Below are 8869 nucleotides of genomic sequence, written 5' to 3'. Positions count from 1 at the left end.
GTTACAAATTTTTCAGCGCCTGTTTTATAATGTTCTCTACGCTTAACAAAGTGTCTTGGGAAAGTACCTTGTCCACGACCTTTTCAGATTGCTTTCTGGTAAAACCAAGAACCTCTAATGCAGATAACGCTTCTTCTTTATTTGTATTGTTTGATTTTTGTGAAACTTCGCCTATGTCGTAGACTTTTAAAATTTTGTCCTTTAAATCCAAGATTACCCGTTGGGCCGTCTTGGCCCCAATCCCCTTTACAGACTGGATTACGGGCACATCACCGTTGGCAATGGCATCCCTGACATCGGCAGGGGACAATGAGGACAACATAGTTCGAGCAGTGCTGGCACCGACCCCGGAAACCGATATAAGTAAGCGAAACACATCCCGCTCTGCTCTTTCGGCAAAACCATAAAGCGTATGGGAATCTTCTTTAACCAGCAAATCGGTGTAAACAAAAATATTTTCTTCGTCCGATAGCAAGGAAAACGTATGCAACGAAATGTTTAAAAAATACCCTACACCTCCACATTCCACAATAAGGTATGTTGGATTTTTCTCAACAAGCTTTCCTCTTAAATGGGTAATCATCAATTTAGGTTTATAGGTTATCCGGCCTGCATTTTTGCTTTCCTTCTTTTTTCTCTCTCTTGCGCATCGATTACGGCAACCGCTGCCATATTTACCATTTCATCGACACTTGCACCCAATTGCAAAATATGGGCAGCCCTGGTCAAGCCGACCATTATCGGCCCAATGGAATCCGCCTCGTGCAGTCCTTTAAGTAATTTATAGGTGATATTGGCCGATTCCAAATTTGGAAATATCAGCGTATTTACCTTTTTCCCTGATATTTTTGAAAATGGGAAGTTGTTATTGCTCAATTCCGCATCCAGGGCAAAATCGGTTTGAATTTCTCCATCCACAACCAAATCTGGGTTACGTTCGTGAAGAATTCGAACAGCCTCTCTTACTTTTTGTGCATTTGGATGACTGGATGACCCAAAATTGGCATAGGACAATAATGCTATTACAGGTTTAAAACCGAAGGTTTTGGCCACATTTGCGGTCATTTGGGCAATTTCGGCCAATTCTTCGGCATTAGGATCCACGTTAATGGATGTATCTGCCAAAAATAGTGGCCCACGCTCGGTGATCATTATATTGACGGTGCTTGCATTTTTAACGTTTTTTGCTCTACCCAAAACCTCGAAAACAGGTCGAAGCACCTTGGGGTATGCCCTGGAGTAGCCAGAGATCATCCCATCTGCATCTCCTTCTTTGATCATCATGGACCCAAAGTAATTTCGCTTGCCCATATTTACACGGGCGCTATATTTTGTCTCGCCTTTCCGTTTTCTTTGTTCCCAAAGTTTTAGGGCATACTTGGAACGCATCTGACTGAATTCATCTGAACGCGGATCTATAATCGGCACTTCTGCATCAAAATCGAGTTCTTCTTTTAAATTTTCTATAGTTTGCTTATCGCCCAATAAAATTGGGGTCGCAATACCTTCATCATGCACGATCTGCGCAGCCTTCATAACATCCAAAAGCTCTGCTTCGGCGAAAACTATACGTTTTGGGTTTACCTTAGCCCTATTGTGCAATAGCCTTACCACCTTATTATCGTTGCCCGATCTTTGGTAAAGCTCTTCCTCGTACCGATCCCAATCCTGAATCGGCATACGGGCTACACCGCTATCCATAGCCGCTTTTGCCACAGCTGGCGGTATTTTAGTGATCAAACGAGGATCAAATGGTTTTGGAATGATATAATTCCGGCCAAAGGTCAATCGCGTTGCATCGTAAGCTATGTTTACCTGCTCAGGCACTGGTTCCCTTGTCAAATCGGCCAATGCACGTACAGCGGCCATTTTCATTTCTTCGTTGATCTTGGTAGATCTTACATCCAATGCTCCCCTAAAAATAAAAGGGAACCCCAACACATTGTTCACTTGGTTAGGGTGATCGGAACGACCTGTCGCCATAATGATATCCTTACGTGTTTTCACAGCCAGGTTATACTCGATTTCTGGGTTAGGGTTGGCCATGGCAAAAACAATGGGATTATCGGCCATGGATTTCAACATTTTGGGCGAAACGATATCTGCTATGGAAAGTCCTATAAACACATCGGAGTCTACCATTGCCTCTTCCAAAGTATCTATTTTTCTATCTGTGGCAAATTCTTTTTTTTCTGTAGTAAGCGTATCCCGATCACTTCGGATCACACCTTTACTGTCCAGCATAACTATATTTTCCGCCTTTGCACCAAAAGCTTTGTACAATCGAGTGCACGAAACTGCTGCAGCTCCGGCTCCACTTACCACTATTTTTACTTCTTCGATTTTTTTGTCGGCTATTTCCAGTGCATTCAACAACGCCGCAGCGGAAATAATGGCAGTACCGTGTTGATCATCGTGCATTACGGGAATGTCCAGCTCATCTTTTAACCGCTGTTCGATCTCGAAAGCTTCAGGAGCTTTAATATCCTCTAAATTGATTCCTCCAAAGGTGGGCGCAATAGTCTTTACGGTTTCTATGAACCGTTCCACATCGGTAGTGTCCAGTTCGATGTCAATTCCATCAATATCGGCAAATATCTTAAAGAGCAAACTCTTGCCTTCCATTACCGGTTTTGATGCCTCTGGGCCAATATTTCCCAAACCCAAAACTGCGGTACCATTGGAAATTACCGCAACAATGTTCCCTTTTGCGGTATACTTGTACACATCGTCCTTGTTTTTTTCGATTTCCAGACAGGGTTCCGCTACTCCTGGCGAGTAGGCCAATGCCAAATCCCGTTGTGTGGAATATGGTTTTGTTGGTACTATTTTAATTTTTCCGGGTTGTGGTTTTGCGTGGTAGAGTAATGCCTCACGTCTTTGCTTTTCCTTGCTCATATAGTCAAAAATGAATTGGTAAAGTTAGGACATTCATTGGTTTTATCTTAAAATACAATGAATCAATTTAAACAATACCAAAACGCACGATAATATTAGCAGATCCTTTCCCCTACTTTAGATCAGGCATCCAACGGATACTCATCCTTACTGTCCGATAGCTTGAGCCGCATGGCCAAGATTGCCGCTATCACAAAAAATACGGCAGCAAACAGCATCGCATTAATTGAATCCCCACCTAATAGATTCTTGAAAATAGGCCCAAAAGTGAGTGTTTGTATTCCCATAGGAATAACGATCATCATATTTAAAATACCCATGTACACTCCTCTTCGCTCCTGGGGTACAATTTTGGAGACCATGCTATAGGGTATGCCCATCATGGCTGCCCACCCGATACCAAATAGCACCATGGGAAACAGCACATATACCGGATCTTTGATATAAGGTATTGAAAATAAAGCCAATGCTGTACCAAATAAACTCAAAGCATATACTTTTTTACCACCGAACCGCATGGTAAGCGGGACCAAAACCAAGGCAACCACCGCTGTGACCACATTATATGTGGTGCTCATTTTTGCAGCCTGTGCAGCAGCCTCGGAGGTGTCAAAACCCAAGGAAACCCTAAACAAGGGTGTTATAAACTGCCAGTACACAAAAAGGGCATACCACTGGAACAAATAAACCCCGGAGAGTTTCCACATAAAATTGGGCATATCTTTAACCGCATGCGCTATTTCCACAAAAGGGACTTTAAACCGCTCCAAAAAAGGCAAAGACTTGTGCTTGTTGATTTCCTCAAGTTCTTGGTCAGTTGGTGGGATTTCCGGTGTTTTTAAAACCGACCATAAAATGGTTGCAATGGAAAGAAAGGACCCTATAAAAAAGGAATAGTACAACCATTTGGGTACAGCCCCGTCCACTTCTTGCCCTCCACCGAACCAATCCTGAAATAAAAAAATAGACGCGTTTGCCAATAATATACCGGCCCCGACGAACAAACTCTGCATTTGATAACCAATACTAAATTGGGATTCCGGTAATTTATCGCCCACAAAGGCACGGTATGGTTCCATGGCCATATTGTTGCCCACATCCAAGATCCATAACAGACCGACGGCAAACCAAAGAGCCGGACTCAGTGGAAAGGCAAATAGGCACAGACTGCCCATTATGGCCCCTATTAAAAAGAAAGGTTTCCGTCTGCCCCACCTTGGTGACCAAGTTTTATCGGATATAGCTCCAATAATCGGCTGGACCACCAATCCGGTCACAGGGCCGGCTATGTTCAGTATTGGAAGTAATTCTTCCTCGGCACCCAAAAAAAGAAATATAGGATTAATGGCACTTTGTTGAAGCCCGAAGCTGTATTGGATGCCAAGAAATCCAACGTTCATATTAAAAATCTGCCAAAAACTTAATTTGGGTTTTTTAATCTTAATCATACTAAAGGTTTAGCTGGTCATCAAAATATTGACTGGAAACATACGAATCCTCCAAAATATAGTTCAATATAGTATTTTATTCTTGAGGTGACCCGCCGAATTTATGAATATCGCAGTAAACCTATTTCTTCAAAAAGCGAATATTCCGTTCCAATCCAGACAATTTGGTTCTTTTTACCGCTGATTTTTTAAAAACTTTATTAAAGATTTCCCCTGTGATTTCCTCCCAATCTTTTTTTGTGAACGATAGCAGTTCCGGATTTGGGTTGAAGAGTGGTTCGTTATGTGGTTTCGAAAAACGGTTCCAAGGGCATACATCTTGGCACACATCGCAACCGAACACCCAATCGTCCATTTTATCTTGAAACTCGCTCGGAATCTCATTTTTAAGTTCTATGGTAAGGTAAGAAATACACTTGCTGCCATCGACCACATAGGGTTCAATTATGGCTTTTGTTGGGCAGGCATCTATACATGCCGTACAGGTTCCACAATGATCGGTCACAGGTGTGTCGTACTCCAATTCCAAATCCACTATCAGTTCGGCCACAAAATAAAAAGACCCCACTTGTTGGGTAAGCAAATTACTGTGTTTCCCGATCCAACCGAGTCCACTTTTTGCAGCCCAGGCCTTATCCAGTACGGGTGCAGAGTCTACAAAGGCCCGCCCATGTACCTCGCCAATTTCTTCTTGTATAAAATGGAGAAGACTCTTTAGTTTATCCTTTATCACAAAGTGATAATCCATCCCATAGGCATATTTGGAAATTTTAAAGGAGTCTGGGTTTTGCTTTTCTTCTGGAAAATAATTCAACAATAGAGAGATAACCGATTTGGAATCTTCGACCAGTTTTGTGGGGTCCAAACGTTTATCAAAATGGTTTTCCATGTACTGCATTTCTCCATGCATGTTTTGTTTAAGCCATTTTTCCAATCGTGGCGCCTCGTCTTCCAAGAATTCCGCTTTGGATATCCCGCAAGATAAAAAACCGAGGCGTTTTGCCTCGGTTTTGATCAAATGTGTCCTTTTGGTGGCATTCATGCCCTAAAGTTAATCGATTAAACTTTTTCTCCCGAAAATCCCTTTTATTTTGCTTCTTTAATATAGCCCCAACCGTCTTTTTGCTTCATCACGATCTCATAAATCCCATCGGGCACCGAGCCTACGCCGGGAATAAGATCTCCTATGGTCATTTTATGTCTTTTCATGGTTTGCTCACAGATTACGACATCCACATTATCTTTATTTACTACTGCCGACAACATTTCGCCTGCCACGGATGCTTTTTTATCTACCATTTGGTAGGCTCCACTGTAAATTACCATTTCAAATTGTGATTGCGGATAGGCTTCGGCCATCAACTGCAAATGTTTTGCGGCCATGCGATGGACATCCGGATCGCTACTGGTTACATCAAATACCAATTTGATGGGCTCTGTTTGTCCGAGCACTGTGCCCGACATCAATAGTGTTAAAATTAGCAGTAGTTTCTTCATCTTGATCAAATTGTGTTCCCTGCAAAAATATAACCACAACCTTCTTCCTGTGCCCTACCCAAGGCCCACACGCCGGAAGGAACAATCTGAATATCAGGCAATACAGCTGCTTTCCATTCCTCGTACACTTCCGATGCATCTTTGCCCATTTGTTGTGCCGCGGCTCCGCTATAGACCTTTATGGCCAAATTACAGACACAGAACATGGCCCCGCGACCGATCATATCCTTAATACCCTGGATAACAGGCATGGGGAAATCTCCCTCCTGCGGTTCATAGTACGGGTTGCGATTATATACTGTGCCGTCCGCTTTTTTTACATGGAACATAGTGCCCAAGGGGTATTTTTTCCATAGGTCGGTGTGAAAAGCAAACGGAATAGCGTCGTGCCGTAGTACCGTCATGGCCGTTATTTCATTATCCATGGAACCCATCTCGTTGTTGGACAAATAATAGGCCCAGTTCCAAATTATGGGAAATCCGTGATGTGGATATGAACCATCGTATACCACTCTATGTTTTCCTTTTATTGTTTTCATCCATGCCTCCGCATCGTTCATTTCCGACTCGGTGTAATCGGCCATCCCCGCTAAAACGGGATTGGTAAAGGCCATTAATGTGGATGCAGAGGCACCCAGCATCATAGCTCCCATAAAATTTCGTCTTGATGTTGTTCTTGTTGTTTTCATTGCTTGTAGTGTTTACTTGGTTTTACGAAGTTGATGTTCCTTAAGGTAGTAATCCATGATAGGCTGGAACGGGCCTAACTGGTGCTGCTCGGGAGAGAAGGGATCCACATAAGGACCATAGGGCGTAGATACGGGTTTTTTAACCAGATCTGGAAAGTCTGCCTCTCTATTGGGCTTGGTAGGTCTTATTTTCTGATTGATGTACCCTGCCACATCGTAGGCTTGCTCGTCGGTAAGAACAGGTTTGTCGTATGTAGTGCCAAATGGCATATTACCTTTTATAAATTGGGCCGCGGTGATTACGCGGGTCATGCCCGCACCATTGTTATAGGAATCACTGCCCCACAATGGAGGGTACAGATATTGGTCGTTTTCGGCCAATAATTGCCCCTGTCCGTCCAGACCATGACAGATAACGCAATGTTCTTTGTAAACGGATTCGCCATGAGCAAGATCTACTACCCTATTAGGGATTTGAATCTTAAAGAAGCCCTGTCCCTCGATCTTGCCGTTCGGGGGAGTTGCTCGGCCCAACCAATCCAAATAAGCTATAAGGGCTTGCATTTCTTGTGATGCTACAGGCAATATTCTACCATTCATGCTCCGCTCCATACATCCATTGATCCTTTCTTCAATGGTTCCCATTTTGTTTTCTCGACCTCTAAATTGGGGGAAACGTTTTACCACACCGATCAATGGTGCCGCGAAGGGTTTGGTTCCTCCGCTTATATGGCAACTGGCGCAGGCCAAGTTATTGCCTGCATATATTTTGACTGAATCTTTTTGTTTGGGTCCTACATGCAATGTTGTATTTCTAAAAATCTCGAATCCAAGTTTGATTTTTTCATTTTTTATAGTGGATGATAGATTGTACACATTGTAATCCATACGGTATACATCATCGGGAACTGGGGCCAGGTTGCCATTAGTGGTTCCAATACCAAACTGAAACACTAACAATGTAATGGCCAATATCAAAATAAGGCCTACCCCAATACCTACTTGGACCATTAACTTACGTATTTGACCGGAAAGCTCCGGAATCTTATCAGCATTGGATATTGGCGAATATTTAGGATGGTTTCCCGACATCTACTTAGAAAAATGTACGTTGATCTTAATAAAATGTGGTGTACTTTGGGAATACAACCTTATGTACTTTTAATTGACATGAGGGAAAAGTAGGGAATTTCTTTGGTTTAAATAACCTAATAGAACCTTGTAAATGAATATAATAAACAAGATACAAAAAGATTTTTAACGTAACGGTAAAAGTTAATAGGATTGTTACAACCATCGGCTTTAAAACAATCCCGCCTGTGTACCTCCCTTTACTCTGCCCAAGTGTTTGTAAGCAAGTTCTGTAACCTCCCTACCTCTTGGTGTTCGCATAATAAACCCTTGTTGTATTAAAAATGGTTCGTATACTTCTTCCAAGGTTTCTGCACTTTCGGATACAGCGGTTGCCAAGGTAGTTATTCCCACTGGGCCTCCTTTAAACTTATCGATGATGGTGCTCAAAATTTTATTGTCCATTTCATCTAGGCCATGTGCATCCACATTAAGTGCTTTGAGTCCAAATTGTGAAATCTCGAGATCTATGTTGCCATTCCCTTTGATCTGGGCAAAATCCCGGACCCTTCTTAAAAGTGCGTTGCAAATTCTCGGTGTTCCCCTGCTTCGTCCCGCAATTTCGATGGCTGCATCGTTGGTAATGGGGACCTTTAGTATCTCGGCACTGCGCTCAACTATAGTGGACAATAGTTCGGTGTTGTAATATTCCAGCCTACTCTGTATTCCGAATCGGGCTCTCATGGGGGCAGTCAACAATCCGGACCGCGTAGTTGCCCCTATCAATGTAAAAGGGCTCAAGTTTATTTGAACGGTACGTGCATTCGGCCCCGTCTCGATCATAATATCGATTTTATAATCCTCCATGGCGGAGTACAAATATTCCTCTACAATGGGGCTCAATCTGTGGATTTCATCTATAAACAGTACATCACGTTCATCCAAATTGGTCAAAAGGCCTGCCAAATCCCCAGGTTTATCCAAAACAGGCCCGGATGTAACCTTAATATTTACACCAAGTTCATTGGCCAATATGTGGGCCAAGGTTGTTTTACCCAAGCCGGGGGGACCATGAAAAAGAGTATGATCCAAAGCTTCACCCCTTAAATTGGCCGCTTGCACAAAAACCTTTAGGTTTTCGAGCACTTGAGCCTGTCCTGTAAAATCATCGAAGCTAATTGGCCGGAGAGCTCTTTCTATATCGAACTCTTCTGGTGATAGGTTTTCGGCGGTAGGATCTAAATTTTCGTTCATCGTTCAACAAAT

At 42.8% G+C, this 8869-nt stretch carries 8 protein-coding genes; all 8 read right to left on the bottom strand.

Going from position 1 to position 8869, the window contains the following annotated elements:
- Window position 1: 1 nt before the first annotated feature.
- The 8 genes from ruvA to ruvB all read right to left on the bottom strand — a co-directional run bounded on the left by ruvA (window position 2) and on the right by ruvB (window position 8857).
- A complete protein-coding gene (ruvA, locus tag ABTP35_RS09955; RefSeq protein WP_293296647.1) occupies window positions 2–583 on the bottom strand; it encodes a Holliday junction branch migration protein RuvA in 582 nt (193 codons plus the stop codon).
- Between the two features lie 17 nt (window positions 584–600).
- A complete protein-coding gene (locus tag ABTP35_RS09950; RefSeq protein WP_224835447.1) occupies window positions 601–2898 on the bottom strand; it encodes an NADP-dependent malic enzyme in 2298 nt (765 codons plus the stop codon).
- A gap of 122 nt (window positions 2899–3020) precedes the next feature.
- Window positions 3021–4346 carry an MFS transporter gene (locus tag ABTP35_RS09945; RefSeq protein WP_262902806.1) on the bottom strand — a complete coding sequence of 442 codons (1326 nt, stop codon included), beginning with the start codon at window positions 4344–4346 and terminating at the stop codon, window positions 3021–3023.
- A gap of 121 nt (window positions 4347–4467) precedes the next feature.
- On the bottom strand, window positions 4468–5388 hold the full coding sequence (gene queG / locus ABTP35_RS09940) for a tRNA epoxyqueuosine(34) reductase QueG (protein ID WP_293296649.1): 921 nt from the start codon (window positions 5386–5388) through the stop codon (window positions 4468–4470).
- Between the two features lie 44 nt (window positions 5389–5432).
- Window positions 5433–5843 carry a DsrE family protein gene (locus ABTP35_RS09935; RefSeq protein WP_293296651.1) on the bottom strand — a complete coding sequence of 137 codons (411 nt, stop codon included), beginning with the start codon at window positions 5841–5843 and terminating at the stop codon, window positions 5433–5435.
- A 5-nt stretch (window positions 5844–5848) separates the two neighbouring features.
- Window positions 5849–6532, bottom strand: a complete 684-nt coding sequence (locus tag ABTP35_RS09930; protein WP_293296653.1) for a Tat (twin-arginine translocation) pathway signal sequence containing protein — start codon at window positions 6530–6532, stop codon at window positions 5849–5851.
- Window positions 6533–6544: 12 nt separating this feature from the next.
- Window positions 6545–7624, bottom strand: a complete 1080-nt coding sequence (locus ABTP35_RS09925) for a c-type cytochrome (RefSeq protein ID WP_293296655.1) — start codon at window positions 7622–7624, stop codon at window positions 6545–6547.
- A 210-nt stretch (window positions 7625–7834) separates the two neighbouring features.
- Window positions 7835–8857, bottom strand: a complete 1023-nt coding sequence (ruvB, locus tag ABTP35_RS09920; protein ID WP_293296657.1) for a Holliday junction branch migration DNA helicase RuvB — start codon at window positions 8855–8857, stop codon at window positions 7835–7837.
- Window positions 8858–8869: the final 12 nt, after the last annotated feature.

The organism is Flagellimonas alginilytica, assembly GCF_042134605.1.
GTDB lineage: Bacteria > Bacteroidota > Bacteroidia > Flavobacteriales > Flavobacteriaceae > Flagellimonas > Flagellimonas alginolytica.
Note: the sequence above shows the minus strand (reverse complement) of the source record. Positions and strands in the feature narration are given on the sequence as shown.

Excerpts from the sequence above, each read along its gene's own strand:
- ABTP35_RS09925 (WP_293296655.1), bottom strand. The coding sequence starts at position 7,624 with ATGTCGGGAAACCATCCTAAATATTCGCCAATATCCAATGCTGATAAG.
- ABTP35_RS09935 (WP_293296651.1), bottom strand. The coding sequence starts at position 5,843 with ATGAAGAAACTACTGCTAATTTTAACACTATTGATGTCGGGCACAGTG.
- ruvA (WP_293296647.1), bottom strand. The coding sequence starts at position 583 with ATGATTACCCATTTAAGAGGAAAGCTTGTTGAGAAAAATCCAACATAC.
- ABTP35_RS09950 (WP_224835447.1), bottom strand. The coding sequence starts at position 2,898 with ATGAGCAAGGAAAAGCAAAGACGTGAGGCATTACTCTACCACGCAAAA.
- ABTP35_RS09945 (WP_262902806.1), bottom strand. The coding sequence starts at position 4,346 with ATGATTAAGATTAAAAAACCCAAATTAAGTTTTTGGCAGATTTTTAAT.
- ruvB (WP_293296657.1), bottom strand. The coding sequence starts at position 8,857 with ATGAACGAAAATTTAGATCCTACCGCCGAAAACCTATCACCAGAAGAG.
- ABTP35_RS09930 (WP_293296653.1), bottom strand. The coding sequence starts at position 6,532 with ATGAAAACAACAAGAACAACATCAAGACGAAATTTTATGGGAGCTATG.
- queG (WP_293296649.1), bottom strand. The coding sequence starts at position 5,388 with ATGAATGCCACCAAAAGGACACATTTGATCAAAACCGAGGCAAAACGC.